We start from the raw sequence: 25,105 nt of genomic DNA, 5'->3' as shown, positions 1-25,105 counted from the left end.
TTTGCCAATCAGTTTCTTACAGACCCTTTTCAAGGAGCTCCGCGTTTTGCTCAAACTCAAGACCGCGATACTACTGGGGGCGTTGCTGATTCTGGGTAGCAACGAGCTGGAAGCCGCCACACTGCCGGGTGTTCCTGGTGTCGCCGAGGAAGCCGCAAAGCCCGAGCCACTGGTACAGGGCGGTCTGCTCGGGGCCATCAGCTCCAGCATCGACGACGTTCAGGACAAGCTCGACCTCAACGAAAACCTGGTCGACGCCTGGCGCCTGCGGGCCGATCGGGCGGTGGATGAAGTGGACAAACTGGTCAATCGGCCCTCGAGTCGCTCAGGCTGGAGCGTGGCGGGTGATTTTCTGATGTTGTCCGGGGTCTGGCTCGGCGTCTTTGCCTTGCTCACCGTACTCGGTGGGATTCTCGCCAAACGCCTGAACCAGGGGCGCTGGCTGCGTACCCGCCAACGTAGCCAGGACTTGCTCATCTATTTGCTGCCTTACACCTTGCCTGCCGTGATCTGCCTGCCTTTGACGCTCTATGTCAGCCACTTCCTGCCAGCCTCGGTGGGTCGCGCCCTGGCGTTGTGCTTCGCCTACGCCACCAGCAGCGGCATTTTCTCCACCTCGATGCTGCTCTGCGTGATTGTCATGTTCAACACCGGGCACAAGCGCACGGCGGTGCAGCTCATTCGCGATTACTGCCCCAAGCCCCTGTTCCTCATCGGCTTCCTCGCAGCGCTCAGCGACGCCTTGACCAGCCCGCAAATCGCCCGGCAACTGGGTGGCAACATCACCAGCAGCATTGCGGTGTTTACCGGTCTGTTCGCCTCGATCATCTTCGGTTTGCTGGTGATCCGCCTGCGTCGTCCGGTGGCGCACCTGATCCGCAATCGACCGCTGGCCCAACGCATCAAACAGCCTTCGCTGCAGGAATCGCTGCGGATTTTTTCCGGGCTCTGGTATTGGCCGATTCTGCTGATGGTCATGGTCTCGGCGATCAACCTGATCGGCGTCGGCGAGGACAATCAAAAGGCGCTGCGCTGTGCGCTGTTCACCACCATTTTGCTGATTGCCACGGTATTTCTCAGTACGATCTTCCAGCACATGTTCAAGTCGAGCCAGGCCGAAGCGCTCAAGCGCAGCAGCGCCTACAAGGAGCGATTTCTCAGCCTGCTGCACGCCTTGTCGCGGATCGTCATGGCCGTAGCTTTCATTGAAATACTCGGGCGGATCTGGGGCGTGTCGCTGTTCGAATTCGCCGAGCGCAACTCGGTGGGCCGGGCGATCAGCGATTCGTTGAGCAGCATCGGGCTTATCTTTCTGGTCACCTGGCTGCTCTGGGTGGTGCTCGATACGGCGATCCAGGAAGCGCTGAAACCGCCGGTCAACAAACGCGCGGCGCAGCCCAGTACGCGAGTCAAAACCATCCTGCCGCTGCTGCGCAACGCGATCAAAATCATCCTGGTGGTGATCTGTGCGATCACCACCATGGCCAACTTGGGCATCAATGTCGCGCCGCTGCTGGCCGGTGCCGGGGTGGTCGGCCTGGCCATCGGTTTCGGCTCGCAGCAACTGGTGCAGGACGTCATCACCGGGCTGTTCATCATCATTGAAGACACCTTGTCGATCGGCGACTGGGTGGTGCTCGATTCCGGCCATGCGGGGACAGTCGAAGGCCTGACCATCCGCACGTTGCGTCTGCGTGACGGCAAGGGGTTCGTGCACTCGGTGCCGTTCGGCCAGATCAAGGCGGTGACCAACCAATCGAGACAATTCGCTTATGCGTTTTTCTCTGTGCAGTTCACCTACGACACTGACGTGGACAAGGCCATCGAACTGATCCGCGAGGCGGGTGAGTCGATCCGTGACGATGCGTTCCTCAAGTACAACCTGCAAGGGCCGCTGGATGTATTCGGCGTCGACAAGATGGACCTCAACGGCGTGGTGCTGACGGCGCAGTTCCGTACCGTATCGGGCGGGCAATATGCGGTGAGCCGGGCGTTCAATCAGCGGTTGAAAAAGCTTGTGGATAACAGCCCATGGGTGCATTTCGCGCAGACTTATCCACAGCAGGTTTTGATGCCCGGGCGGCAGGTGCATGAGCCGGAGGATGAGGGGGCGATGGTGGAGCATTCGTCGGTGTTGTTGCCGGATCAGCCGCGGACCCAATGATTTGTGTTGCTGCTGCTGACCTCATCGCGAGCAAGCTCGCTCCCACAGGTTTTCTGTTGTTTGCAGGTTTTGCATTCAGCACAGATCCCTCCCACATTTGATCTGTGTTTGAGCGAGATTTTGTAACCGACACAGATCCCCTGTGGGAGCGAGCTTGCTCGCGAAGGGGCCCGGCCAGACAACATCAATGCCGGATCAGTTTGCTACGAACCTCAGCACTGGCCTGCTGATCCAGCTCCAGCCAAAAAACCTGCTTGCCAGCGATCTCCGCGGCCGCCGGCAACCCATCGCGATACACCAGCCGATTACTTGCCAACGCCGGCACTTTCGCGCCGGGCAAGAGCGTGCCAGCGAGATTCAGCGGATCGACTCCGCACACTGCAACCAGACTTCCATCATGCGGCCGGCGCCGAACTTCGCGCAGCAACGGAATCGCTTCTGGCAATGCAAACTGCTCGCCCGCCAAACCACTGACAAACCGCCCGCCACGAATCTCACCCCGCGCCTCAAGCCGATGGAAGGTACGCAGCAATTCCCGCCAGCTCGGCAGCCAGTCCGCCTCGCGTTCCAGCAGGCGCCAGAACACCACGCCATAGCGGCGCAGCAAGGTCATGGCGATATGTTCAAGGGTATCGCTCGGCGTCGGCGCCGGACGTTTGTTATCCACCACCGGCGCGGCAGCAGTGCGGCGCAGCAAGGCCCAGCGCCCGGCATCGTCCATCCCGCCGACAAACGCCCCGCGCCCGCGTCGGCTGCTGCGGGCCTGGCGCTTACTGGCCGGGGTGATCAGTGCTCGCAGGCCGGCGAAACTGTCGGCATTCACCAGGCCGGCGCCGACCAGTTCCTGCAAGGCGATTTCCAACTCCGCGCGCAGCAGGTGCGCCTCGTGCATCAGCTCATCGAAAAACAGTGCGCCGTGTTGGCTGAGGGCTTCGTGAACTTTTTGGGTTTTGGGCGACAGTTCGCTGGCCGGTGTCTGCTCGGTCAATCCGCTCCACGCCCCGACCTGATTGCGTGGCAGCAGCAGTATCGGCGTGCTGCGCAGCGCCGTGCTGGCGCTCTTGTTGCGCGCCGTCAGGCGAGTCCAGACCAGTTTTCCGCTGCGACACAGATCATCCAGCCAGCTCGCCGAATAACCTTTGATCCGCGCCGGCAGAATGTCGCTGTCCCAGGCTGAAGCCGCGGCAGGGTAGCCTTCGAACTGAGCGACAATCGCCGGCAACACCGCGCTGCCTTGGCCTTGGGTCGCCGCGGACAGATGCTGCCAGTCAAACAGAAAACGCATGAACTCCTGCAGCGCCACCGGCTCGATTTCCCGCCGCAGACGCTTGACCGTATAACGATGAATGCGCGCCAGCAGATGCCGTTCGCACCATTCTTCTTGCGTAACGCCCGGCGAGAATCGGCCGCGCAGCACATAACCTTCACGCTCGAGTTGCGCCAGCGCCTGGGTGACCTGAGTCGCCGGCAATCCCAAAGGCTCGGCGATCGCTTGCAGCGGCAACGGACCAAAGGCGCTGAGCCGTGCGCGAACCACTTCAAGTGCCGCTGCGTCCGTCTCCCAGACTTCATCGAAACCCGGCAATGCTTCCAGCGGCGGCAACAATGTGGCGTGTGGATAAAGCGCCTGCACGCAGGTCAGCCGTTCAAGCGCCAGCCACAGTGATTGCTGCGGGTTGAACTGCAAACGACTGGCGCGGCCGCTGTCGGCCAAAGCGCCAAGCCATTCGCGCCAATGAGGGTTGGCCCGCGCCTCGGCATCGGTGATGCACGCCAGGCTCATCAACGCCTCATGCATTTCATCGATGCCCGTGGGCGCGGGCCAGGCTTCGTCGCGCACGGCTTGAATGGCCTCGGCATCCAGCGCCCCGAGGTCGTCGGTGGATTGCGGATCGGTCCAGCGCCGATTGAGCACCGCTTGCGTGCGACGCTCTTCCAGCGGCGCATCGTCGAGAAAGGTATAGGGCCTGGCGCTGAGGATTTCTGCCGCCAGCGGCGAGGGCGCCGGCAGGTCGCGGCTGATCAGGCGAACGTCGCCATGCTCCATGCGGCGCAACAAGGCCAGCCAGCCTTCACTGTCCATGGCGTCGTGGAGGCAATCGTCAAGGGTCTGCTCCACCAGGGGATGATCGGGAATCTCCCGCTCGCCGGCGAGGTTTTCCACACAGGCAATCTGGTCGGGAAACACGCTGGCGATCAGGTCTTCGCTTTTCATCCGCTGGATCTGCGGTGGGACTTTGCGTCCACCGGTAAAACGCGGCAGCGCCAGCGCCACCCCGGCATTCCAGCGCCAGCGAACGCCGAACAGCGGCGCTTCGAGCACCGCTTGAGTCAGGATATGCTCGGCGCTGTTGCTGTGCAGATAGTGCCAGACGTCCTCCAGCTCAAAACTGTGGCTGCTGGACAGCGACAGCACGATGGCATCTTCGCTGGCGGCCGCCTGCAATTCGAAGTTGAAGGTGCGGCAGAAGCGCTTGCGCAAGGCCAGACCCCAGGCGCGGTTGATGCGGCTGCCAAACGGGGTGTGGATGATCAGTTGGGTGCCGCCGGACTCGTCGAAAAACCGCTCCGTCAGCAGCGTGTCTTGCGATGGCAGCGCGCCGAGGGTCAGGCGCGCGCGGGCCAGGTAATCCACCAGTTGCTCGGCGCTGGCGAGGTTGAGGCCGAGGGTGTCGCTCAGCCAGTCGAGCGCGGGCTGCAAATCCCCGGGCGTGGCGCCCAGCAGGTCATCGAGTTGCCCTTGCAGGCGTGCCACGGCGAACGACAGTTCATCGCTGCGACCGGGCGCTTCACCAAGCCAGAACGGGATGGTCGGCGGCTGGCCCTGAGCGTCTTCGACCCGGACCTTGCCGGTTTCCACCCGCAGGATTCGATAAGAGGTGTTGCCTAGCTGGAAGACATCGCCGGCAATGCTTTCCACCGCGAAGTCTTCGTTGACGCTGCCGATGTTAAGCCCTTGAGGCTCCAGCAGCACGCTGTAGTCGGCGTTGTCCGGGATGGTCCCGCCGCTGGTCACGGCGGCCAGTTTGCTGCCTCGACGACCGCGCAAGGTGCGGGTCAGGGCGTCGCGGTGCAAGTAAGCGCTGCGGATGCCCTGACGGCCGTCGTAGCCATCGGCGAGCATGTGCAGCAGCGCCTGATAATGCTTGTCGTCGAGTTCGGCATAAGGCGAAGCCCGGCGGAACATCTCCAGCAGTGCCTGCTCCGGCCATTCCTGACAGCTGACTTCAGCGATGATCTGTTGCGCGAGTACGTCCAGCGGTGCCCGGGGAATCTGCACAGTGTCGAGCTCGCCGCGACGCACGCAGTCGAGCAGGGCGACGCATTCGATCAGGTCGTCGCGGGTGGTGGCAAACAGCCGCCCCTTGGGCGTGCCGCCGACCTGGTGCCCGGAGCGGCCGACCCGTTGCAGAAACCCGGCAATCGAGCGCGGCGAGGCGATCTGGCAGACCAGGTCGACGTCGCCGATGTCGATTCCCAACTCCAGCGAGGCAGTCGCGATCAGCACCTGCAGATCGCCGCGCTTGAGCCGTTGCTCGGCGTCGAGGCGAAATTCCTTGGCCAGGCTGCCGTGGTGGGCGGCGACCGCGTCCTTGCCCAGACGCTCGCTCAAGTGCCGGCTCAGCCGTTCGGCCAGACGCCGGGTGTTGACGAAGATCAGCGTGGTGCGGTGCTCGCGGGCGAGGGCGGCGAGGCGGTCATATACCAGTTCCCAGACGTCGTTGGCCATGACCGCCGACAACGGCACCGGTGGCACTTCGATGTCCAGATCGCGCGGCCGGGCGTGGCCGATGTCGATGATTTCACACGAGCGATCGCGACCGACCAAAAAACGCGAGACCGCTTCGATCGGCTTTTGCGTGGCAGACAGGCCGATGCGCATCAAGGGGGCCGCGCAAAGTGCCTGTAAGCGTTCCAGGCTCAGAGCCAGGTGACTGCCGCGTTTGCTGGCGGCGATGGCGTGGATTTCGTCGACGATGACCGTGCACGTGGTCTTGAGCATTTGCCGGCCGGAGTCGGAGCCAAGCAGCACATACAGGGATTCCGGAGTGGTCACCAGAATGTGTGGCGCTGTTCTGCGCATCGCCGAACGGTCTTTTTGCGGCGTATCGCCGGTGCGCACGGCGGTGTTGATCTGCAACCCGGGCAGGCCCGTCACGCGCAATTGCTCGGTGATACCGGCCAAGGGGTTTTGCAGGTTGATCTGGATGTCGTTGGACAGGGCTTTTAGTGGCGAGACGTAGACCACCAGGGTTTCGTCGGGCAGGCCACCTTCGGTTTCCAGGCCGCGGTGGACCAGGTCATCGATGACTGCGAGAAACGCGGTAAGGGTTTTGCCAGAGCCGGTGGGGGCGGCGATCAATGTTGAACGGCGCTGACGAATCAACGGCCACGCCCGGGCCTGGGCGGCGGTGACCGTCGGGAAAGTGTTGTTGAACCAGGCGCTGACGGCGGGGTGGAAGCCTGTCAGGGCGCTGTCTGCTGGGATGGGCAGATTCATGTCCTGATTTATGCAGGCGAGTCAGGGAAGATGCAAGTACCACTCAGGATCTCTAGCGACCCTCAGGGCCCCTTCGCGAGCAAGCTCGCTCCCACATTTGAACTGTGCCTGACACAAAATGTGGGCACGCAGGAGATCCAATGTGGGAGCGAGCTTGCTCCGGGCGGCGTTCCGACGAAGGGGCCGGCACAGGCAGCCCATATCCAAGGGATGTACACTTTACGGATGACGGTTGCGCTCTAAACCCGCAAAATGCAACGATTCCGGCACTATCGACGACATTGCCCGCGTGCAGTGTCGATTAGCCATTGTTCCAATCAGACTGGGCCTGCTGACTCTATGCGAATGCGCCTTATGTTACTGGGCGGCGGAAATGCCCTTGGGCAGGCGCTGATTCGCCTCGGTGCGGAGGAAGACATCGGCTTCCTCGCCCCCCGCCCACCGCAAGACGGCTGGGATGCCGCGAGCCTGACGCAACTGCTCGACGACACCCGCCCGGACGCGCTGATCAACCTCGCCTACTACTTCGACTGGTTCCAGGCGGAGGTGGTCAGCGAGCAGCGTCTGGCCGGGCAGGAACGGGCGATCGAGCGTCTGGCCGAGCTGTGCCAGCATCACAACATTGTTCTGCTGCAACCGTCGAGCTATCGCGTGTTCGATGGCTCCCGGGCGACGGCCTACAGCGAAAAAGACGAACCGGTGCCCTTGGGCCTGCGCGGTCAGGCCTTGTGGCGGATCGAGCAAAGTGTGCGCGCCACCTGCCCGCAGCATGTGCTGCTGCGTTTCGGCTGGCTACTCGATGACAGTCCCGACGGCAGCCTCGGGCGTTTCCTCGCTCGGGCAGAAACACCAGAAGAACTGCTGATGGCCGATGACCGTCGGGGCAATCCGACGCCAGTGGATGACGCCGCCCGGGTGATCATTTCGGTGCTCAAGCAACTCGATTGTGCCGCGCCGCTGTGGGGCACCTATCATTACGCCGGGCATGAGGCGACCACGCCGCTGGCATTGGGCCAGGCGATCCTTACCGAAGCCCGCGCGCTGCATCCGTTGGCCATCGAAGCACCGACCGCCCAGGCTCACGCCGCGCGCCCGGATGCCGCAGAGGAGCCGCAACACGCGGTGCTGGCCTGCAAGAAAATTCTGCACACGTTCGGCATCAAGCCCCGCGCCTGGCGCGCGGCACTCCCGGGCTTACTGGATAGGTTTTATCGCCATGGCTGACGGCCCTGTTTTAATCACCGGCGGTGCCGGTTTCATCGGCTCGCACTTGACCGATGCCTTGCTCGCCAAGGGCCATTCGGTGCGGATTCTCGATGATCTGTCCACCGGCAAGCGCACTAATCTGCCGCTGGATAACCCCCAGGTCGAGCTGATTTTGGGTGATGTTGCCGATGCGACGCTGGTCGCTCGGGCGATGGTCGGCTGTAGCGCTGTCGCGCATCTGGCCGCGGTGGCTTCGGTGCAGGCGTCGGTGGACGATCCGGTGAAGACTCACCAGAGTAATTTCATCGGCTCGCTGAATGTCTGCGAAGCCATGCGCCAAGCCGGGGTCAAGCGCGTGCTGTTTGCGTCCAGCGCGGCGGTCTACGGCAACAACGGCGAGGGCGAGTCGATCGATGAAGACACGCCCAAGGCGCCTCTGACACCTTACGCATCCGACAAGTTGGCGAGCGAGCTTTATTTCGATTTCTACCGTCGCCAGCATGCTCTGGAACCGGTGATCTTCCGCTTCTTCAACATCTTCGGCCCCCGTCAGGATCCGTCCTCGCCGTATTCCGGCGTCATCAGCATTTTCAGCGAGCGGGCGCAGAAAGGCCTGCCGATCACCGTGTTCGGTGATGGCGAGCAGACGCGTGATTTTGTCTACGTCGAAGACCTGGTCGACTTGCTGGTGCAAGCCATCGAGAAACCGCAGGTCGAGGTCGGCGCGGTCAATGTTGGCTGGAACCAGGCCACCACCCTCAAGCAAATGCTTGAAGCCCTTGAAGCGGTGGTCGGTCAATTGCCGCCGGTGAGCTACGGCCCGGCGCGCTCCGGTGACATCCGTCATTCGCGGGCGAACAATCGGCGATTGCTGGAGCGTTTTACCTATCCGCAGCAGACCCCGTTGCGCGTTGGTCTGGCGCGGTTGCTGGGTCGCTGAGGTTTGATGATCGTTCCCACGCTCTGCGTGGGAATGCCTCAATGGACGCTCCGCGTCCGCTTTAGGAGGCGCGGAGCGTCCCGGGCTGCGTTCCCACGCAGAGCGTGGGAACGCATGAAAAAGGCGCCTTTCGAGGCGCCTTTTTTATGCGGCGGGTTTAGAACTTGTAACCCAAGCCAACCATGTAGATGAACGGATCCACGTCCACATCGACCTTGGCGCGGGTGCCCTGCGCCACTGCGTTATTTTCCACCGTCGCGGTGGTGTCGATGTCGATGTAGCGCACCTGGGCGTTGATCATCACGTTGTCGGTCAGCATGTAGTCGGCGCCGACCTGAAACGCCATGCCCCAGGAATTCTCCGCCTTGAAGTTGCTGAAGCCGTTGGCGCTGGCTTCACTGCCGACGTGTTCGTCATAGATCCAGGTGTAGTTGATACCGGCACCGACATACGGCTGGAACGCGGACTTCGCGTCCAGGGGGTAGTACACGATGCTCAAGGTTGGCGGCAGGTGTTTCAGGCTGCCGAGCTTGCCGTTGGCCGCCCCCAGGGCGGTGCCCTTGAGCTTCACGTCATGTTCGAACGGCGAGGCCGCGAGCAGCTCGATCCCCCAATGGCTGTCGAGCATGTACGCGAAGTTCAGGCCCAGTTGCGTGTCGCTGCTCATGGTGGCCTTGCCACCCAGGTCGGCGCCCGCCAGCGGGCCCTGGTCGACCTTGACGCTGGAGCTGTCGGCTTTCGGGTTGACGGTGATCGCACCGGCACGAACGATGATGTCGCCGGCGTCATGGGCATAGGCGAGCGGGGCTGCGAGCGCGAGGGCGAACAGCGAAGCGCTGAGCAAGGGCTTGTGCATGGGGGCTCCAAAGGACGTTGAAAATGTTCGATGTCCAATGGTACTGAGGCGTCTGGTACGGTCTTTTGATTCAGCTCAATGAAACTGTGATGGCCTTGGTTTTTGTGGTGCGGCTGATGGCCTCATCGTCGGATCGCCGCCCAGGGCAAGCCCGCTCCCACAGGGATCACCTAAATCATGTGGGAGCGGGCTTGGTCTGGGCGGCATTCCGACGATGGCTGACGTGTAGGTGACACATAACTACCGGATTCACTCCGGCAATTCATACGCATAAATCTTGTCCGCCTCCATCTGATACCCCGCATCCGCCAACTCACTGCTCGATGCCTTGACCTGCAGCGCACCCTCGATCCAGTACGGCTGATACAACTCATCGAGCTTCACGCCGACTTCGCTTTTCACATGCACGATCTGGTTCGACGGCGGTGGCGGCACATGAATGCAGGCGCCGAAATAGGGCACCAGCAAAAATTCCGTAGTGCGACCTTCTTCACTGACTTCCAGCGGCACGATGTAGCCCGGCAAGCGAATGTTCTGGCCATTGAGGGTGTTCACCACCGGCGCATTCGGCATGTCCTGCCTGGCCGCGGGCGCCGATTCTGCCTTCAGCGCGTCACCCATTTGCGACAGGTCGTGCAGCGGCGTCATGTTCGGCACTTCCGGTGCGGCGTCCGGCGGGATCATTTCCGACCAGGTCAGGTCTTTCGGCGCGGCCGCCCACAGCGGCAGGGCGACCAGCATCAACAGCGCAAGCACAGCGCGGGGCATCATCAACGTCCTCATAGTCGGATCGACAGGCCATCGGCCAGGGATTGGCGATACGCGCGCCAGGCCGGCACGCTGCCCATCAGCAACGCGGCGCCCAGGATGCCACCAAGCAGCGTCCATTCATATTCGCTTGGCCAATCCAGGGGCAGATACAAGCCGTAATTCGCCTGGACATAACCCTGGGTGGCGGCAATACCTATGTAGAGCAGCGCCACGCCGGCAATAACCCCCGACAGCGCCAACGCAAACGCTTCCAGCACCAGCAGGGTCGCGATGTGCCACGGCCGGGCGCCTACCGAGCGCAGAATCGCCATCTCGCGCCGCCGTTCATTGAGACTCGTGAGAATGGCGGTGAGCATGCCGATCAACCCGGTCAGCACCACGAACAGCGACACCACGAACAAGGCCTTTTCCGCCGTGCTCATCAAGCTCCACAGTTCTTGCAGCGCCACCCCCGGCAGGATCGCCAGCATCGGTTCGCCACGGAATTCATTGATCTCGCGCTGCAAGGCAAAGGTCGAAATCTTGCTGTTGAGGCCGAGCATGAACGCGGTGATCGCTTGCGGCGTCAGGTCCATGTTGCGCGCCTGATCGGCGCTGATCCGACCGTTGCCGCGCGCCGGCACCCCGTTGTGCCAATCGACATGGATTGCTTCCATGCCGCCGAGGCTGATGTGCAACGTGCGGTCCACCGGGGTGCCGGTGCGTTTGAGAATGCCGACCACGGTGAATGGTTTGTCGTCGTGTTGGACCAGGCTGATCACAGCCACGCCGTGGGCCAGCACCAGTTTGTCGCCAAGTGTGTAATGCAGCGCATCGGCCACTTCGGCGCCGAGTACCACTTCGAACGGATCGGTGGCGAAGGCGCGACCGGCGGCCAGTTCCAGGTGTTGCTGATGGCCGTACTGGTAATGTTCGAAGTACGCCTCGCTGGTGCCCATCACCCGATATCCGCGATGGGAGTCACCGAGAGACATCGGGATCGCCCACTTCACTTTCGGGTTGTTGGCGAAGTGTTCGAAGCTGTCCCAGCGGATGTTGTTGGTGGCATTGCCAATGCGGAACACCGAGTACAGCAACAGATTCACCGAACCGGAACGGGCGCCGACGATCAGGTCGGTGCCGCTGATGGTGCTGGCGAAACTGGCCTTGGCCTCGGTGCGCACCCGCTCCACGGCCAGCAGCAGGCAGACCGACAGGGCGATGGCGAACGCGGTAAGCATCGCGGTGAAGCGGCGGTTAGCCAGGCTGGCCATGGCTAGACGGAACAAATACATCTCAGACCTCGAACGGGGTGGCGGCGCGATTGAGATCGGCCAGCGACAGATTGCGATCGAACAACGGCGCGAGGCTCTGGTCGTGACTGACGAACAACAGGCTCGATCCGGCTTCGCGGCATTCGGCGAACAGCAAGCGGATGAAATTTTCCCGGGCGTCGTAATCCAGGGCCGAAGTCGGTTCGTCGGCGATCACCAGTTCCGGCTGGCCGATCAACGCCCGTGCGGCGGCGACCCGTTGCTGTTGGCCGATGGACAGCGAATCGGCGCGGCGGCCGAGGATGCTTTCATCCGTCAGGCCCAAATGCGCGAGCAGGATGGCGGCCGCCTGATCGACACTGCCGTGGCGCTGGATCGCCCGTTCGGTACGCAGTCGGGAAAAGTGGCAGGGCAGCTCGACGTTCTCGCGCACCGAGAGAAACGGCAGCAGATTGAATTGCTGGAAGATGTAGCCGGTGTGATCGACGCGAAAACGATCACGCGCGCCGGCGCCGAGTTCGGTCAGTTCCTGGCCGAGCAGGCGGATGCTGCCGCGATCGGGTTTCTGCACACCACCGAGCAGGCCGAGCAGGGTGGTCTTGCCGCTGCCGCTGGGGCCTTTGAGGAACAGGGTTTCACCCGGCTCCAGGCGAAACGACGGGATATCCAGCAGTGGCGGGTGACCGGGCCAGCTGAAGCCCAGGTCGGACAGTTCGATGAGTGCTTGGGTCATAGCGCCGGTTTCATGGGGTTGTCTTAATCTCACATCCAACACACCCTCCTGTGGGAGCGAGCTTGCTCCGGGCGGCGTTCCGACGATAAGGCCATAACATTCAGCATCGATGTTGACTGTTACGCCGCTATCGCGAGCAAGCTCGCTCCCACAGGGGATCTTCGGTGAATTTAGAACTTCAGGGCAGCCGCCTTGGCCGTCACTTCAACCCCTTGCTGCCCGCTCGGGCTGATCAGTTGTACCTGAATTTTCCGGGTCGCCGGGAAAGTGTTGAAGATGTTCGCCAGGTCCAGGGTTTTCAGCGCCCCCGGTGACGAGCAACTGAATTGGTAATGCGCGTGGATGTCGCTGTGGTCGTGGTGATGCTTTTCCTTGGTCTCTTTGTCGTGATCATCATCGGCATCCGGCTTGTCGCCGAACAACGGGCTTTCCAGTTCCTGAGTCGCGATCACGCAGCCAGCGGCTTTTGGCAGGTTGAACAGCACCAGGGGTTTTTCCAGCTGCGCACGGACGGCGGCGACCTTGGCCTTGTCGGCGTCGGTGGTAGCGGCGTGTTCGAAACCCACCAGGTTCATCGCCGGGCTTTCCAGCTCCAGTTCCAGGGTCTGGCCGTCCAGCGCCGCATTCAAACGACCGACTCCGTGTTCGTGGGCGCCAAGGCTGCCGTGCTCATGGTCGTGTTCATCGGCAGCATGGGCCACGGCCAACGGCAGCAAGGCAAACGGCAGAGCGAGAAGCAGACGGCGCATGACGAGTCTCCGGAAGTAAAATGAATATTTTGTTATGTGATCTTATAACGTAAGTGTGGAGAGTTTGACCGCCCGCTTGGCGTTGCACAAGTCCCATGGGAGCATGTGAGTCAGAAATGTGCGGGAGCAGACTTATGTTGCGTATACGCGGAAGTATCGGCGACTGGCCGGTGGATTTGACGCTGGAGCTGGATGACGCTGACTGGGCACGGCTTGGTGCGCAGTTGCAGGTGAGCAAACCCGAGGCCGAGGCCAGTGCTGCGCCGGCCAGACCGGTGAATCAGGATGAGGCACTGTGGCAGATTGCCAAGGACCTGCTGCGCAAGGCCGGGCAGTTGAGCGGGCCGGATCTGCTGGAGCAACTGGAAGGGCTGACTGGCAGCGCGGCGTCGGGCAAGCGGCTGCTGGTGCGTTTGCGCCATTGCTCTGACGTGAAGGTGACGAGCGGCGGGGATACGCCGCTCTACAGCTGGATCGAATAAACCCGAATGTCAAAAGCAAAAGATCGTCCGAACGCGGCCCGAGCCTTCGGCAGCTCCTACATTGACCGCGTGTAAACCCGATTCTGTAGGAGCTGCCGCAGGCTGCGATCTTTTGATCTTTTAATAGAGCGCAGCAAACAACTTGCGGCGATACGTGGTCACCAGCGGGTGATCGTTGCCCAGCAGTTCGAACACCTGCAGCAACGTCTTGTGCGGCAAGCCTTCGCTGTAGCTGCGATTGCGGATGAACAGCTTGAGCAAGGCATCCAGCGCTGCGTCGTACTGCTGGCGGGCCAGCTGCTGGATCGCCAGTTGGTACACCGCTTCATCGTCCTGCGGATTTTTCGCCAGGCGCGCTTTCAGGTCCGCCGCATCCGGCAGGTCCCTGGCCTGGCCGAGAAACTGGATCTGTGCCTTGGCACCGGCCAGGGCCGCCTTGTGTTCATCGCTCTTGACCGCGTCGAGCACGATTTGCGCTTCACCCAGCTCGCCACGTTCGGTGAGGCAGCGGGCGTAAAGAATCAGCGCACCGGCGTTGCTGTTGTCTTCGCCCAGCAGCACTTTGAGGGCGGCTTCGGCGTCGGCAAAGCGGTTGTCATCGAACAGTGCCTGAGCCTGTTCGAAAGGATCGGCAGCTGCGGGCGGCGGCATCTGCACATGAGGTTCAAGCATCGTGCGGACTGCGGATTCCGGTTGCGCACCGGCAAAACCGTCCACCGGCTGACCGTCCTTGAACAGCACGACCGTTGGCAGGCTGCGAATGCCGAAGCGGGAGACGATGTCCGGCTCGACGTCGCAATTGACCTTGGCCAGCAGCAACTCGCCCTGATAGCTCTCGGCGATGGTTTGCAGCATCGGCATCAGCGCTTTGCACGGCGCACACCATTCGGCCCAGAAATCCACCAGTACCGGTTTGTGGAAAGAGTTCTCGATCACCGATTGCTCGAAGTCGGCAGTCGTGGCGTCGAAGATGTACGGCGTTTCCTGACTCATGGGGGATCTCGTAAAAGCGTGGATGTGGCAACTATACGGCTTGGTGGGGGGCGGCCGGAAGCGGGGAGGAGTTGATAGGAGTGTTGTCTGACCGGACGCCTTCGTCGGATCGCCGCCCGGAGCCGGCTCGCTCCCACATTGATCTGTGTCATGACGCAGATCCCTTGTGGGAGCGAGACCGGCTTGCCGGCGAAGCTTTTAACTATCGCCGCGCATGGTAGAGGCTCACATGCCGAAACTCTTCGGGCTCAGCCAGATCCGGCAGGGTCATCGCCTCCAGCATCTCAATGCGCTGATACAGCGGATGACGAAAATCCCTCACCCGCGAATCCGCTACCAACGCTTCCCGGCCACGGGTCAGGAACTCGTCGAGCAGTGGCAAATTTGCCCGGTCATACAGCACATCGGCCACCAGAATCAGATCAAACCGATCCGCCTCGGCAAAAAAATCCGTCGAGTAGCTAAGCTGTACCTCATTGAGTTCGGCATTCGCCCGACACGCGGCGATCGCCAGCGGGTCCAGGTCACAAGCCACCACTTCCAGCGCCCCGGCCTTGACGGCGGCAATCCCCGCCACCCCGGAACCGGCGCCGAAATCCAGCACCCGCTTGCCTTTGACCCATTCAGGGAATCGGTCGAGATAGCGCGCCACCGCCAGCCCGCTGGCCCAGCAGAAACTCCAGTACGGCGGCTCATGCAGAATCCGCCGGGTTTCTTCCGGGCTGAAGGCGCGGTCCATGTTGTCGCCGTCGATCAGCCAAAGCTTCAGTTTGGTATCCGGCAAGGCACAGGCCACCAGCTGTGCATCACCGAGCAGTCCGGCCAACGCCTGTTGCAGGTCGAGCGGTGCAATCATGGTGCTTTGACGAATTGCAGTTGACCCATCGCCTGGGTCGTTGGCTGGGTGATGACTTGCGACGGCAGGTGCAAAATCAACTGACCGGACTGGCTGGCGCGGCCACGCAGTTCAACGCGGGCACCTGCCGGAAAGGATGCCGGGTTGAAACGCAGGCGAAAGGGCAACACCTGGTTGGTGCCGATCAGGCTGGAGCTGGCGAGCAATTGTTGCGGGCGGTCCTGGTTGTCGATCACCAGCAGCGCCAGTTCGACTTCTGCGCCGGCCGGCACGCCTTGCAAGGTGCCGCTCAATTCACGTTGATGCGCAGGCAACGGGCCGAGGTCGGCAGCCTCTTTGGCTTTCTTTTGCGCCTGTTGCGGCGCGGGGCCGGGTGTCGGTGGCTGAGGCGCATCGCTGCTACAGGCCACCAGCAGGCTGAAAAGACTGAGCAAAATGAGCGGTCGTATGGACATTGGTGGCTCCAGCTGGGTGAAATCCATGGATCAAACGGTATAACCCGTCTGTATACCGCAAAGCCTATGGCTTGTCTTGCCACGGGGATGCGCTACCATGGCCCTCCCTTTTTTTGTTGCCTGCCACCATGCACTGTCCCTTCTGCGGTGCCAACGACACCAAGGTCATCGACTCGCGTCTGGTCGCCGAGGGCGAACAGGTGCGCCGCCGGCGCGAATGCCTGGCCTGCGGCGAGCGTTTCACGACGTTCGAGACTGCTGAACTGGTGTTGCCGCGCCTGATCAAAACCGACGGCAGCCGCCAGCCGTTCGACGAAGAAAAACTGCGCGCCGGTATGCAGCGTGCGCTGGAGAAGCGTCCGGTGAGTGTCGAGCGCCTCGAATCGTCGCTGGTGCACATCAAACATAAACTGCGCGCCACCGGCGAGCGCGAGGTCAAATCCCTCGTGGTCGGTGAACTGGTGATGGCCGAGTTGCAAAAGCTCGACGAAGTCGCCTACATTCGTTTCGCCTCCGTGTATCGGCGCTTCCAGGACCTCAACGAGTTCCGCGAAGAGATCGATCGCCTGGCCCGTGAGCCGGTGAAAGAATGACCCTGTCCCCAGAACAAGCCATCCTCGACGCCCACTACATGGCCCGCGCCCTGGAACTGGCGCGTAAAGGTCATTACACCACACACCCCAACCCGCGGGTCGGCTGCGTGATCGTGCGTGACGGGCAAATCGTCGGCGAAGGCTGGCACGTGCGCACCGGCGAACCCCACGCCGAAGTCCACGCCCTGCGCGCCGCTGGCGACAAGGCGCGGGGCGCCACGGCTTACGTGACCCTCGAACCTTGCAGCCATCACGGCCGCACGCCGCCCTGCGCCGATGCGCTGGTGAATGCCGGGCTGGCGCGGGTGGTTGCGGCGATGCAAGACCCGAACCCGGAAGTCGCCGGTCGCGGCCTGCAACGCCTGGCCCAGGCCGGCATCGCGACCGAAAGCGGCGTGCTGGAAGGTGAGGCGCGCAAGCTCAATGAAGGCTTCCTCAAACGCATGGAACACGGCTTGCCGTTCGTGCGGGTCAAGTTGGCCATGAGCCTGGACGGTCGCACGGCGATGGAAAGCGGCGAAAGCCAGTGGATCACCGGCACAGCGGCGCGTTCGGCGGTGCAACGCCTGCGCGCCCAGGCCAGCGTGGTGCTGACTGGCGCCGACACGGTGCTGGCGGACAACGCCCGCTTGACCGTGCGTGCCGATGAATTGGGTCTGGACCCTGAGCAAACCGCGTTGGCCATGAGCCGCCCGCCGCTTCGCGTGTTGATCGACGGTCGTCTGCGGGTGCCGCTGGATGCGCCGTTCTTCAAGGCCGGCCCGGCGCTGGTCGCCACTTGCATGGCAATCGAAGAGCAATACGCCAACGGCCCGGAATGCCTGATCGTGGCCGGTGACGATGGCCTGGTCGACCTGCGTAAACTGCTGGTCGAGCTCGCTCATCGTGGCGTCAATGAAGTGTTGGTCGAAGCGGGTCCGCGTCTCGCCGGCGCCTTTGCCCGGCAGGGGCTGGTGGACGAATTCCAGATTTTCGTCGCCGGCAAGTTCCTTGGCTCCTCGGCACGGCCGCTGCTGGACTGGCCGCTGGCGCAGATGAAAGACGCGCCCGAGCTCAAAATCACCGAAATCCGCGCGGTTGGCGATGATTGGCGAGTCATTGCCATTCCTGTCCCAGCAGCGAGCGTATAATTCCCGGCCTGCGCCACGCGACGGCTTTGTTCTCGAGGAGGACTCCATGTTTACCGGCATCATCGAATCCATCGGCAGTATTCGTGCATTGACCCCAAAAGGCGGAGATGTGCGGGTGCACGTAGAAACCGGCAAGCTCGATTTGAGCGACGTCAAACTGGGCGACAGCATTGCGGTCAACGGCGTATGCCTGACGGCGGTTGAATTACCGGGTAACGGTTTTGCCGCAGACGTCAGCCGTGAAACCCTCGACTGCACCGCCATGAATGACCTGAAAAGCGGCAGCCCGGTCAATCTGGAAAAAGCCCTGACTCCGACCACTCGCCTCGGCGGGCATCTGGTCAGCGGTCACGTCGATGGCGTGGGTGAAGTGGTTGCCCGCACCGAAAACGCGCGTGCCGTGGAATTTCGCATCCGTGCCCCGAAAGACCTGGCCAAGTACATCGCCCATAAAGGCTCGATCACTGTTGACGGCACCAGCCTGACCGTGAACGCGGTCGATGGCGCCGAGTTCCTGCTGACGATCATTCCGCACACCCTGAGCGAAACCATCATGGCGTCTTACCAGCCAGGTCGCCGGGTGAATCTTGAAGTTGACTTGCTGGCACGTTATCTGGAACGCCTGTTACTAGGCGACAAGGCCGCAGAGCCAACCTCCAGTAACATCACCGAAAGCTTTCTGGCCGAGAACGGCTACCTCAATTCCTGAAACTCAATTTTGAAAGAAGGGGGGTGCCTTGTGGCGCTCAATAGCATCGAAGAACTGGTTGAAGACATCCGCCAAGGCAAGATGGTCATCCTCATGGATGACGAAGACCGCGAGAACGAAGGCGACCTGATCATGGCCGCCGAGTGCTGCCAGCCTGAACACATCAACTTCATGGCCAAGCACGCCCGTGGCTTGATCTGCATGCCGATGAGCCGCGAGCGCTGCGAACTGCTGAAGCTGCCTCTGATGGCGCCGCGCAACGGTTCCGGTTTCGGCACCAAGTTCACCGTGTCCATCGAGGCGGCCACGGGCGTGACCACCGGCATTTCCGCCGCCGACCGCGCGCGCACCGTGCAGGCCGCCGCCGCGAAAGACGCCAAGGCTGAAGACATTGTCAGCCCCGGCCACATCTTCCCGCTGATGGCCCAGGCCGGCGGCACCCTGGCCCGTGCCGGCCACACCGAAGCGGCATGCGACCTGGCGCGCATGGCCGGTTTCGAGCCGAGCGGGGTGATCTGCGAAGTGATGAACGACGACGGCACCATGTCCCGCCGCGCGGAACTGGAAGCGTTTGCTGCCGAACACAACATCAAGATCGGCACCATCGCCGACCTGATTCACTACCGGATGATCCACGAACGTACCGTTCAGCGGATTGCCGAGCAGCCATTGGATAGCGAACTGGGCCAATTCAACCTGGTGACCTATCGTGATTCCGTGGAAGGCGACGTGCACATGGCGCTGACCCTGGGCACCGTGTGCGCTGAAGAGCCGACCCTGGTCCGGGTGCACAACATGGACCCGTTGCGCGACTTGCTGATGGTCAAGCAGCCCGGCCGCTGGAGCCTGCGCGCCGCCATGGCCGCGGTCGCCGAGGCCGGCAGCGGCGTGGTGCTGTTGCTCGGTCACCCGCTCGATGGCGACGTGTTGCTGGCACACATCCGTGAAACCGCGGAGCACGCACCGGCGAAAAAACCGACCACCTACAGCATCGTCGGTGCCGGTTCGCAGATCCTTCGGGACCTGGGCGTGCGCAAAATGCGCCTGATGAGTGCGCCGATGAAATTTAATGCGATATCCGGTTTCGATCTGGAAGTTGTAGAATACGTGCCCTCCGAATAATGACCGGCAGTTTGCGGGCCTGTATTCGCGGTTAACAAATCACTGAGGGACGCGTAGAAAACGCGTCCCGGCTCTTTAAGAGATCTAACGAATGACCCTGAAGACCATCGAAGGTACCTTCATCGCCCCTAAAGGCCGCTACGCTCTGGTAGTGGGCCGTTTCAACAGCTTCGTGGTTGAAAGCCTGGTCAGCGGTGCAGTTGATGCCCTGGTTCGCCATGGCGTGAGCGAAAGCGACATCACCATCATCCGTGCGCCTGGCGCCTTCGAAATCCCGCTGGTTGCGCAGAAAGTCGCTCAGAAAGGCGAGTTCGCAGCCATCATCGCCCTGGGCGCGGTCATTCGTGGCGGTACTCCGCACTTCGAATACGTGGCGGGCGAGTGCACCAAGGGCCTGGCCCAGGTGTCCATGGAGTTCGGTTTACCGGTCGCTTTCGGCGTGCTGACCGTTGATTCCATCGAGCAAGCCATCGAACGATCCGGCACCAAGGCCGGTAACAAAGGTGCTGAAGCTGCCCTGTCCGCTCTGGAAATGGTCAGCCTGCTGGCGCAGTTGGAGGCCAAGTGATTAGCGACGAAAGTGATCGTTTCAACCCGCGCGATCCAAAACCTGCGGATGCCGGCAAGCCATCGAAAAGCGTCAAGCGTCGCGAAGCCCGTCAGCTCGCGACTCAGGCGCTGTACCAATGGCATATGGCCAGGCAGTCGCTGAACGAGATCGAAGCGCAGTTCCGGGTCGATAACGATTTCAGCGATGTCGACGGTGCCTACTTCCGTGAAATCCTGCACGGGGTTCCAGCGCAGAAGGACCGGATCGACGCCGCACTGGCGCCTTGCCTGGACATCACGATCGAGGAGCTGGACCCGGTTGAACTGGCCGTTCTGCGCCTGTCGACCTGGGAGCTGCTCGAGCGCGTCGACGTGCCGTACCGCGTTGTGATCAACGAAGGTATCGAACTGGCGAAAGTCTTCGGCTCCACCGACGGCCACAAGTTCGTCAACGGTGTACTCGACAAGCTGGCCCCACGTCTGCGTGAAGCTGAAGTGAAGGCGTTCAAGCGCTGATCGGCGTTTGAATCCAGTGTCCTGTCTCGCCGATGCGTTCCTTTTTTGGCGAGTGGCTGTTGTTGTCAGACAAGGCGCCGCGACGAGTCATAGCTGGCTATGGCGAGGAGCGGCAACGCAGTCTGGCGACAACAGACGCCGCTAAAAAAGGAACAGCATTGGTGAGACAGGATACCTGATGGGTGAGTTTGAGCTGATCCGCAATTTCTTCGCCGTCGCGCCCTGTGCGCAAGGCGGCGAGGGCGTTGCCCTCGGGATCGGCGATGATTGCGCCTTGCTGGCTGTTCCTCCCGGGGAGCAGTTGGCAATTTCCACCGACACGCTCGTGGCCGGTGTGCATTTCGCAGACCCTTGCGACCCGTTTCTGCTCGGCCAGCGCTCGCTGGCCGTGGCTGTCAGCGACCTGGCTGCCATGGGCGCCACTCCCGTTGCCTTTACCCTTGCCCTGACCTTGCCGACGGTGACCGCCGATTGGCTGCAAGCCTACGCCCGTGGATTGAACCTCATGGCGCAGCACTGCGGTGTGGCACTGGTAGGCGGCGATACGACCCGTGGGCCGCTGAGCCTGACCATGACCGTGTTCGGGCGTGTGCCGGGTGGTTTGGCGTTGATCCGTAGCGGCGCGAAGCCAGGCGATTTGTTGTGTGTGGGCGGTGAACTGGGCAATGCCGCTGGCGCCTTGCCGCTGGTGCTTGGCCAGCGTACGGCTGAACCAGCCATTGCCGAACCGTTGCTGGCGCAATACTGGTCGCCGCAACCGCAGCTGGGGCTGGGCATCGCGTTGCGGGGCAAGGCAACCTCGGCGCTGGACATCTCCGACGGCCTGCTCGCCGACTGTGGGCATATCGCCCTCGCATCGAAGGTCGGCATTCAAGTTGAACGGGACCGTTTGCCGCTGTCGAAGGCTTTAGTGGCCTTGCTTGGTCAGTCGGGCGCCGAAGCGGCAGCGCTCAGCGGCGGTGACGATTACGTGCTGGCCTTTACCTTGCCGCCCGTCGAGTTAGCGCAATTGCTGGCTGACGGCTGGCCGATCCATGTGGTCGGACGAGTCATCGCGGGGCAGGGCGTGACATTACTGGATGCCGACGGACAAGACATCACCCCGCAAACCCGGGGCTATCAACATTTTCGGGAGACACCGTGACAGATCATCCCAATCAAGTCCCGGCGGAATTCGTACCGCCCTCGGTCTGGCGCAACCCCTGGCATTTTATCGCGTTCGGCTTCGGTTCGGGCACCCTGCCAAAAGCACCAGGCACCTGGGGTTCGTTAGTTGCGCTACCCTTTATTCCGTTATGGCAGATGTTGCCCGACTGGGGTTACTGGCTGATGCTGGGCATCACCATGCTGTTCGGCTTCTGGCTGTGCGGCAAGGTGGCCGACGATTTGCGGGTACACGACCACGAAGGCATCGTCTGGGACGAAATGGTCGGGATGTGGATCACCCTGTGGCTGGTACCGGAAGGTTGGTATTGGTTGCTGGCAGGTTTTCTGATGTTCCGTTTCTTCGATATCCTCAAGCCGTGGCCGATTCACTGGATCGACCGGCATGTGCATGGTGGCGTCGGGATCATGCTCGACGACGTATTGGCCGGGGTATTTGCGTGGTTGGCGATGCAGGGACTGGTATGGATTTTCGCCTGAGTGGCGGAACAGGGGACTAGGGATGGCTCGACGCTGGTTGCTGGTGATGGTGTTCGCGATGTTTGGTGCGCTTGCCCAGGCGGCGGATGAACCGACGACCCCCTCCGTGATTCATCTGGCCAGCGAAGACTGGGAAGACTACACCGCCGCTGACGGTCACGGCCTGGGCTGGGACGTGTTGCGCGAGGTGTTCGAGCCGGCCGGGGTCAAGCTGGATATCCGTACCGAGCCCTACGTGCGTTCCATGGGGCTGGCCCAGCGTGGTGAAGTGGACGCCTGTGTCGGCTCCTATCGTGACGAGGCCAGCGACTTGCTCTACCCACGCTGGAGCTTCGATACCGATCACATCTATGCCCTGGGTCTGTCCAGCAACCCGGCGCCAACCCCGGAAACCCTGGGCAACTACCGACTGGCCTGGGTCCGCGGCTACGATTATCAGGACTACCTGCCCAACGTGCGTCGCTACAACGAAGTCTTGCGGCGTACCGGAATCCTGTCGATGCTGGTTCACAATCGCGCCGACTTTTACATCGATGCGCTGACCGAGGTCGACTACGTCGTCAGGCGGGCCAGGGATCCCTCGCAGTTCCGTCGCACCCATATAGCGGAGTTACCGCTGTACCTGTGCTTCGCCGATACGCCCAGAGCTCGCGCCTTGATGGCACTGTTCGACCAACGCATGGAAGAATTGGTGAAAAGCGGCCGGCTGAAACCGATCTTCGAGCGCTGGAAGCAACCCTATCCATTTGACTCGAATTGAACACCGATCACGTGGCTGGCGAGGACTCCTGTGGGAGCGAGCTTGCTCGCGATAGCGGATTGTCAGTCACCTCTATTATTAGCTGACCGTCCGCTATCGCGAGCAAGCTCGCTCCCACAGAGGAATGGGGTGGGCCCGATATCAAACATTTTGATCGTTATGCCCCATAATTCAGCCTAAGCGTCTGCTGGAACCTGCTGTTACAATGCCGCGTCTGCGAATCTCCAGTACCTATAGATCAGGAGCACACCGGTGCCTGTCGTTTTTGTCGCCGCTTCCAAGCTGCCAACGCCTTTTGCGCAATTCACCATGCACGGCTTTCTCGATGAGGAAAACGGGCGCGAGCACGTCGTGCTGAGTCTGGGTGAGTTCGTCGACGGTGCCCCGGTACTCGGCCGGTTGCACTCTGAATGCCTGACGGGCGATGCCCTGTTCAGCCAGCGCTGCGATTGCGGCTCGCAGCTCGAAGCAGCCTTGCAGGCCATCGCCCGTGAAGGCCGCGGCGTGTTGCTTTACTTGCGTCAGGAAGGCCGTGGCATTGGCTTGCTGAACAAGATCCGCGCCTATGAATTGCAAGATGGCGGTGCCGACACCGTCGAAGCCAACGAGCGCCTGGGCTTTGCCGCCGACCAGCGCGATTACGCCATGTGCCTGCCGATGCTGCAGCACCTGGGCGTGGAATCCCTGCGTTTGATGACCAACAACCCACGCAAGGTCAAAGCCTTGACCGACATGGGTATCGTGGTCGCGGAGCGCGTACCGCTGCACACCGGCCACAATCCGCACAACAAACTGTACCTGGCCACCAAGGCCAGCAAGCTCGACCACATGATGGGCAACGAGCATCAGGGCGAGGTAGATCGGGCGTGACCCGCGGTCAGGTGCGGCGGCGACTGTCCGTCAATTGGTGGCAATACCTGGCGCTTGCCTTGGTGCCATTGTTTGTGATCAACGGCGTATTTGGCCAGGGCGAGGCGATCCTGCCGGTGCTGGCGATGCCATTGTTCATCGCCGGTGTGGCCTCGATGTTTGTCAGCCTGAAATTCTTTGGTGGCTACAAGCATGGGCTGATCGCCACCCAGAAAGCGCTCGACACCCCTGAAGAGCCCGCCGCCTGGATTGCCTTGGCCGCCAGGCGTCGTACCGCCTTCCTGGCCGCTGGCCTGCCGGCCTGGATCGGTGCGTTGGCGGTGTTCGTCGGCCTTGAAGCGGTGCCACTGATGCTGCTGGCGCTGTCGACCCTGGTACTGTTCTACCTTTACCGTATTCCGCGTCAACTCGGTTGAAGCGCAGCGTCTGGCTGGCGGTGTTGCTGCTGGCCGTCAGCGGCTCGGCGACTGCGGTCGAGCGCGTCGTCAGCCTGGCGCCATCGCTCTCAGAAATCGTCGTCGAACTGGGTTCAGCCGACCTTCTGGTGGGGGTGCTGGATGCCGGTGAACGTCCTGCTGAACTCAAAGACATTCCTTCCGTTGGCCGCTATGGTCAGTTGGACATGGAGCAGTTGCTCAGCCTGAAACCCAACTTGTTGCTGCTCTGGCCCGGCAGCGTCGGCCCGGCCCAGCGTGAGCAACTCAAGCGGTTGAACATTCCTGTGTACGTCGCTGAACCTCACAGCCTAGAACAACTCACCGCGCAGATTGAAGCGATCGCCACGCAACTCGGGCGGCCAGAGCGTGGTGTTTCCCTGGCCGCAGGTTTGCGTCAGCGCCTGGATTCGTTGCGCCAGCGTTATCGACGGGATGAACCGTTGCGGGTGTTTTATCAGGTCTGGGATCGACCGCTGTACACCGTCGGCGGCGGGCAGATCATCAGTGACGCACTGCAAGTTTGCGGGGCGCGCAATGTGTTTGACGACCTGACATTGCCGGCGCCGCAGGTCAGTGTGGAGGCGGTGTTGCAGCGTAATCCCGAAGTGATTCTGGCCGGTGATCAGGCGCAGCTCGATGCGTGGAAGACGTGGCCGCAGGTGGCGGCGGTGGCGCAGGGGCAATTGCTGTTGGTGACGGATAAAGGCCTGGAGCGGCCGAGTGGGCAGATGATCGAGGCGACGGCCAAGTTGTGCGAGATTATCGCGCCGGACCTCTGAGACCGAGGTGCGGCCATCGCGGGCAAGCCCGCTCCCA

At 62.0% G+C, this 25,105-nt stretch carries 25 protein-coding genes; 16 read left to right on the top strand and 9 right to left on the bottom strand.

Translation table 11 applies throughout. The features are described from left to right. Positions 1 to 46: 46 nt before the first annotated feature. Entirely contained in the window at positions 47 to 2,164 is a 2,118-nt protein-coding gene (locus tag ACA067_RS29495; protein ID WP_497459658.1) for a mechanosensitive ion channel family protein, read from the top strand. Between the two features lie 184 nt (positions 2,165 to 2,348). Here the strand turns inward: ACA067_RS29495 and ACA067_RS29490 are convergent, their stop codons facing one another. Beyond that, positions 2,349 to 6,665, bottom strand: coding sequence for a DEAD/DEAH box helicase (locus tag ACA067_RS29490; RefSeq protein WP_497459657.1), 4,317 nt, complete (start codon positions 6,663 to 6,665; stop codon positions 2,349 to 2,351). Positions 6,666 to 7,004: 339 nt separating this feature from the next. On the opposite strand from ACA067_RS29490, the gene ACA067_RS29485 reads away from it, so the two are divergent. Both ACA067_RS29485 and pgnE read left to right on the top strand, forming a co-directional pair. Continuing rightward, a complete protein-coding gene (locus tag ACA067_RS29485) occupies positions 7,005 to 7,889 on the top strand; it encodes a sugar nucleotide-binding protein (protein WP_497459656.1) in 885 nt (294 codons plus the stop codon). Beyond that, complete coding sequence (gene pgnE, locus ACA067_RS29480; protein WP_497459655.1) at positions 7,882 to 8,811, top strand: UDP-N-acetylglucosamine epimerase PgnE; 930 nt, start codon at positions 7,882 to 7,884, stop codon at positions 8,809 to 8,811. The genes ACA067_RS29485 and pgnE overlap by 8 nt, the downstream gene beginning before the upstream one ends. A 157-nt stretch (positions 8,812 to 8,968) precedes the next feature. Here the strand turns inward: pgnE and ACA067_RS29475 are convergent, their stop codons facing one another. The 5 genes from ACA067_RS29475 to ACA067_RS29455 form a co-directional block, all read right to left on the bottom strand. Next, the gene (locus ACA067_RS29475; RefSeq protein ID WP_497459654.1) at positions 8,969 to 9,667 is read right to left on the bottom strand and encodes an OmpW/AlkL family protein; all 699 of its coding nucleotides are present in this window, start codon (positions 9,665 to 9,667) and stop codon (positions 8,969 to 8,971) included. Between the two features lie 249 nt (positions 9,668 to 9,916). Further along, positions 9,917 to 10,435 carry a DUF3299 domain-containing protein gene (locus tag ACA067_RS29470; RefSeq protein ID WP_497462866.1) on the bottom strand — a complete coding sequence of 173 codons (519 nt, stop codon included), beginning with the start codon at positions 10,433 to 10,435 and terminating at the stop codon, positions 9,917 to 9,919. Positions 10,436 to 10,446: 11 nt separating this feature from the next. Next, positions 10,447 to 11,712, bottom strand: coding sequence for an ABC transporter permease (locus ACA067_RS29465; RefSeq protein WP_497459653.1), 1,266 nt, complete (start codon positions 11,710 to 11,712; stop codon positions 10,447 to 10,449). Between the two features lies 1 nt (position 11,713). After that, the gene (locus ACA067_RS29460) at positions 11,714 to 12,424 is read right to left on the bottom strand and encodes an ABC transporter ATP-binding protein (RefSeq protein WP_497459652.1); all 711 of its coding nucleotides are present in this window, start codon (positions 12,422 to 12,424) and stop codon (positions 11,714 to 11,716) included. Between the two features lie 170 nt (positions 12,425 to 12,594). Next, positions 12,595 to 13,173 (bottom strand): DUF2796 domain-containing protein, encoded by a 579-nt coding sequence (locus tag ACA067_RS29455; protein ID WP_497459651.1) that lies wholly within the window; start codon positions 13,171 to 13,173, stop codon positions 12,595 to 12,597. Between the two features lie 134 nt (positions 13,174 to 13,307). Here ACA067_RS29455 and ACA067_RS29450 point away from each other — a divergent pair, with 134 nt between their 5' ends. After that, entirely contained in the window at positions 13,308 to 13,655 is a 348-nt protein-coding gene (locus tag ACA067_RS29450; protein ID WP_497459650.1) for a hypothetical protein, read from the top strand. Between the two features lie 120 nt (positions 13,656 to 13,775). On the opposite strand, the gene trxA is transcribed toward ACA067_RS29450, so the two are convergent. The 3 genes from trxA to ACA067_RS29435 form a co-directional block, all read right to left on the bottom strand. Further along, the gene (gene trxA, locus ACA067_RS29445; RefSeq protein ID WP_497459649.1) at positions 13,776 to 14,648 is read right to left on the bottom strand and encodes a thioredoxin; all 873 of its coding nucleotides are present in this window, start codon (positions 14,646 to 14,648) and stop codon (positions 13,776 to 13,778) included. 202 nt (positions 14,649 to 14,850) lie between these two features. Continuing rightward, positions 14,851 to 15,504 (bottom strand): class I SAM-dependent methyltransferase, encoded by a 654-nt coding sequence (locus ACA067_RS29440; protein ID WP_497459648.1) that lies wholly within the window; start codon positions 15,502 to 15,504, stop codon positions 14,851 to 14,853. Next, the gene (locus tag ACA067_RS29435; RefSeq protein WP_497459647.1) at positions 15,501 to 15,959 is read right to left on the bottom strand and encodes a YbaY family lipoprotein; all 459 of its coding nucleotides are present in this window, start codon (positions 15,957 to 15,959) and stop codon (positions 15,501 to 15,503) included. Before ACA067_RS29435 ends, ACA067_RS29440 begins: the two co-directional genes overlap by 4 nt. A gap of 128 nt (positions 15,960 to 16,087) precedes the next feature. Between ACA067_RS29435 and nrdR the strand changes: the two genes are divergently transcribed. The 12 genes from nrdR to ACA067_RS29375 all read left to right on the top strand — a co-directional run bounded on the left by nrdR (position 16,088) and on the right by ACA067_RS29375 (position 25,068). Next, on the top strand, positions 16,088 to 16,552 hold the full coding sequence (nrdR, locus tag ACA067_RS29430; RefSeq protein ID WP_003228656.1) for a transcriptional regulator NrdR: 465 nt from the start codon (positions 16,088 to 16,090) through the stop codon (positions 16,550 to 16,552). Beyond that, the gene (gene ribD / locus ACA067_RS29425; protein WP_497459646.1) at positions 16,549 to 17,682 is read left to right on the top strand and encodes a bifunctional diaminohydroxyphosphoribosylaminopyrimidine deaminase/5-amino-6-(5-phosphoribosylamino)uracil reductase RibD; all 1,134 of its coding nucleotides are present in this window, start codon (positions 16,549 to 16,551) and stop codon (positions 17,680 to 17,682) included. The genes nrdR and ribD overlap by 4 nt, the downstream gene beginning before the upstream one ends. Before the next feature lie 46 nt (positions 17,683 to 17,728). Continuing rightward, positions 17,729 to 18,391 carry a riboflavin synthase gene (locus tag ACA067_RS29420; protein WP_497459645.1) on the top strand — a complete coding sequence of 221 codons (663 nt, stop codon included), beginning with the start codon at positions 17,729 to 17,731 and terminating at the stop codon, positions 18,389 to 18,391. Positions 18,392 to 18,421: 30 nt separating this feature from the next. Then, positions 18,422 to 19,513, top strand: a complete 1,092-nt coding sequence (gene ribBA / locus ACA067_RS29415; RefSeq protein ID WP_403102729.1) for a bifunctional 3,4-dihydroxy-2-butanone-4-phosphate synthase/GTP cyclohydrolase II — start codon at positions 18,422 to 18,424, stop codon at positions 19,511 to 19,513. A 91-nt stretch (positions 19,514 to 19,604) separates the two neighbouring features. Next, entirely contained in the window at positions 19,605 to 20,081 is a 477-nt protein-coding gene (ribH, locus tag ACA067_RS29410; RefSeq protein ID WP_128872473.1) for a 6,7-dimethyl-8-ribityllumazine synthase, read from the top strand. Further along, positions 20,078 to 20,578, top strand: coding sequence for a transcription antitermination factor NusB (gene nusB / locus ACA067_RS29405; protein WP_154854745.1), 501 nt, complete (start codon positions 20,078 to 20,080; stop codon positions 20,576 to 20,578). The genes ribH and nusB overlap by 4 nt, the downstream gene beginning before the upstream one ends. Positions 20,579 to 20,756: 178 nt before the next feature. After that, positions 20,757 to 21,722, top strand: a complete 966-nt coding sequence (thiL, locus tag ACA067_RS29400; protein WP_497459644.1) for a thiamine-phosphate kinase — start codon at positions 20,757 to 20,759, stop codon at positions 21,720 to 21,722. Then, positions 21,719 to 22,222, top strand: coding sequence for a phosphatidylglycerophosphatase A family protein (locus ACA067_RS29395; protein WP_128872471.1), 504 nt, complete (start codon positions 21,719 to 21,721; stop codon positions 22,220 to 22,222). Before thiL ends, ACA067_RS29395 begins: the two co-directional genes overlap by 4 nt. Before the next feature lie 22 nt (positions 22,223 to 22,244). After that, a complete protein-coding gene (locus ACA067_RS29390) occupies positions 22,245 to 22,982 on the top strand; it encodes a substrate-binding periplasmic protein (RefSeq protein WP_497459643.1) in 738 nt (245 codons plus the stop codon). A 252-nt stretch (positions 22,983 to 23,234) separates the two neighbouring features. Next, positions 23,235 to 23,852 carry a GTP cyclohydrolase II gene (gene ribA / locus ACA067_RS29385; RefSeq protein ID WP_497454230.1) on the top strand — a complete coding sequence of 206 codons (618 nt, stop codon included), beginning with the start codon at positions 23,235 to 23,237 and terminating at the stop codon, positions 23,850 to 23,852. Continuing rightward, complete coding sequence (locus tag ACA067_RS29380; RefSeq protein ID WP_497459642.1) at positions 23,849 to 24,268, top strand: MFS transporter; 420 nt, start codon at positions 23,849 to 23,851, stop codon at positions 24,266 to 24,268. The genes ribA and ACA067_RS29380 overlap by 4 nt, the downstream gene beginning before the upstream one ends. Further along, positions 24,265 to 25,068 (top strand): cobalamin-binding protein, encoded by an 804-nt coding sequence (locus ACA067_RS29375; RefSeq protein WP_497459641.1) that lies wholly within the window; start codon positions 24,265 to 24,267, stop codon positions 25,066 to 25,068. The genes ACA067_RS29380 and ACA067_RS29375 overlap by 4 nt, the downstream gene beginning before the upstream one ends. Positions 25,069 to 25,105 lie beyond the last annotated feature (37 nt).

The sequence above is a fragment of the Pseudomonas sp. LBUM1674 genome (genome assembly GCF_059695635.1).
Note: the sequence above shows the minus strand (reverse complement) of the source record. Positions and strands in the feature narration are given on the sequence as shown.

Coding starts and splice junctions, on each gene's coding strand:
- trxA (WP_497459649.1), bottom strand. CDS start 14,648: ATGAGTCAGGAAACGCCGTACATCTTCGACGCCACGACTGCCGACTTC.
- ACA067_RS29460 (WP_497459652.1), bottom strand. CDS start 12,424: ATGACCCAAGCACTCATCGAACTGTCCGACCTGGGCTTCAGCTGGCCC.
- ACA067_RS29485 (WP_497459656.1), top strand. CDS start 7,005: ATGCGAATGCGCCTTATGTTACTGGGCGGCGGAAATGCCCTTGGGCAG.
- ACA067_RS29465 (WP_497459653.1), bottom strand. CDS start 11,712: ATGTATTTGTTCCGTCTAGCCATGGCCAGCCTGGCTAACCGCCGCTTC.
- ACA067_RS29435 (WP_497459647.1), bottom strand. CDS start 15,959: ATGTCCATACGACCGCTCATTTTGCTCAGTCTTTTCAGCCTGCTGGTG.
- thiL (WP_497459644.1), top strand. CDS start 20,757: ATGGGTGAGTTTGAGCTGATCCGCAATTTCTTCGCCGTCGCGCCCTGT.
- ACA067_RS29420 (WP_497459645.1), top strand. CDS start 17,729: ATGTTTACCGGCATCATCGAATCCATCGGCAGTATTCGTGCATTGACC.
- ACA067_RS29475 (WP_497459654.1), bottom strand. CDS start 9,667: ATGCACAAGCCCTTGCTCAGCGCTTCGCTGTTCGCCCTCGCGCTCGCA.
- ACA067_RS29490 (WP_497459657.1), bottom strand. CDS start 6,665: ATGAATCTGCCCATCCCAGCAGACAGCGCCCTGACAGGCTTCCACCCC.
- nrdR (WP_003228656.1), top strand. CDS start 16,088: ATGCACTGTCCCTTCTGCGGTGCCAACGACACCAAGGTCATCGACTCG.
- ribD (WP_497459646.1), top strand. CDS start 16,549: ATGACCCTGTCCCCAGAACAAGCCATCCTCGACGCCCACTACATGGCC.
- ACA067_RS29440 (WP_497459648.1), bottom strand. CDS start 15,504: ATGATTGCACCGCTCGACCTGCAACAGGCGTTGGCCGGACTGCTCGGT.
- ACA067_RS29390 (WP_497459643.1), top strand. CDS start 22,245: ATGGCTCGACGCTGGTTGCTGGTGATGGTGTTCGCGATGTTTGGTGCG.
- ACA067_RS29470 (WP_497462866.1), bottom strand. CDS start 10,435: ATGCCCCGCGCTGTGCTTGCGCTGTTGATGCTGGTCGCCCTGCCGCTG.
- ACA067_RS29450 (WP_497459650.1), top strand. CDS start 13,308: ATGTTGCGTATACGCGGAAGTATCGGCGACTGGCCGGTGGATTTGACG.
- ribH (WP_128872473.1), top strand. CDS start 19,605: ATGACCCTGAAGACCATCGAAGGTACCTTCATCGCCCCTAAAGGCCGC.
- ACA067_RS29455 (WP_497459651.1), bottom strand. CDS start 13,173: ATGCGCCGTCTGCTTCTCGCTCTGCCGTTTGCCTTGCTGCCGTTGGCC.
- pgnE (WP_497459655.1), top strand. CDS start 7,882: ATGGCTGACGGCCCTGTTTTAATCACCGGCGGTGCCGGTTTCATCGGC.